The sequence below is a fragment of the Spirosoma terrae genome, assembly GCF_010435915.1.
Classification (GTDB): domain Bacteria; phylum Bacteroidota; class Bacteroidia; order Cytophagales; family Spirosomataceae; genus Spirosoma; species Spirosoma terrae.
Map to the genome: position 1 here is coordinate 1 of NZ_JAAFZH010000045.1, position 1,099 is coordinate 1,099.

At 57.0% G+C, this 1,099-nt stretch carries 1 protein-coding gene; it reads right to left on the bottom strand.

What is annotated here, in order from left to right; translation table 11 throughout:
* Positions 1-1,099 (bottom strand): putative Ig domain-containing protein (locus GK108_RS30975; RefSeq protein WP_212592932.1); only part of this gene is annotated, 1,099 nt, incomplete at both ends.

A 1,099-nucleotide genomic window follows, 5' to 3' on the forward strand; every position in this document is an offset into this window, starting at 1 on the left:
GGGAGGAATGGCATTAGCCACTGTAGGTGCCGTGTTGACCGGCGCAGGCGTCGGGCTGATGGTCAGCAGCAGGGGTGTGTTCACACTCAACCCGGCTGGGTCAGTAGCAGTGACGGTCAGTGTATGTGGCGATCCCAGGGTGGTTGACGGCGTACCAGTGATGGTGTTGTTGCTAGCCAGGGCTAGTCCGGTTGGTAGTCCGGTGATGGTTATTGTTAAGCTGTTAGGCGTCTCCTTATCGGTGAATGTGCTGGCCGGGATAGCGAAAGTGAATGGCTGTCCCACGGTGGCTGACTGAGGAGGAATGACATTGGCCACGGTAGGGGCGGTGTTGACCGGTGTTGGCGCTGGATTGATGGTCAAGACTAGGGGCGTTGCTACACTCAATCCTGCCGGGTCAGTGGCGGTGACGGTCAGTGTTATAGGTGAGCCTATAGTGGTTGACGGCGTACCAGTGATGGTGTTGTTACTGACTAGAGCCAGTCCGTTGGGCAGCCCACTGACAGAGATAGATAAGCTGTTGGGTGTTTCCTTATCGGTGAACGTATTGATTGGAATAGCGTAAGTGAATAGCTGTCCCACGGTGGCTGACTGGGGAGGGATGACATTGGCCACGGTAGGAGCGGTGTTGGCGGGTGCGCCACAAGCGGCCAGCCAGTTGTAGGCGAAGCTAGCGGTTTGTCCGTTTTGCTGCGCCTGTAGGGAGATTGGTGAATTGTCGGTGTACACACGGATGGTATATGGCCCCGTGGCGGTGGTTGGTGTCAGCAGTCCTAGGGCGGTAAAGGTGATGGCCGATCCGTTGCTGGCTGCATAGAGCGGCAGGAAGGTGAGCTGTCGTTCGGTGGCTGAGATGGTCACACAGCTCAGGGTGTTGACCGAAGTAATGGTGAATAAGGTTGGGTTGGTCACTGTTGCCGGGCTGATGGTCAGTAGCAGGTGTGTGTTCACGCTCAACCCGGCTGGGTCAGTGGCGGTGACGGTTAGCGTATGTGGCGATCCCAGGGTGGTTGACGGCGTACCGGTGATGGTGTTGTTACTGGCCAGAGCCAGTCCGGTTGGTAGTCCGGTGATAGAAATAGATAAGCTGTTAGGCGTC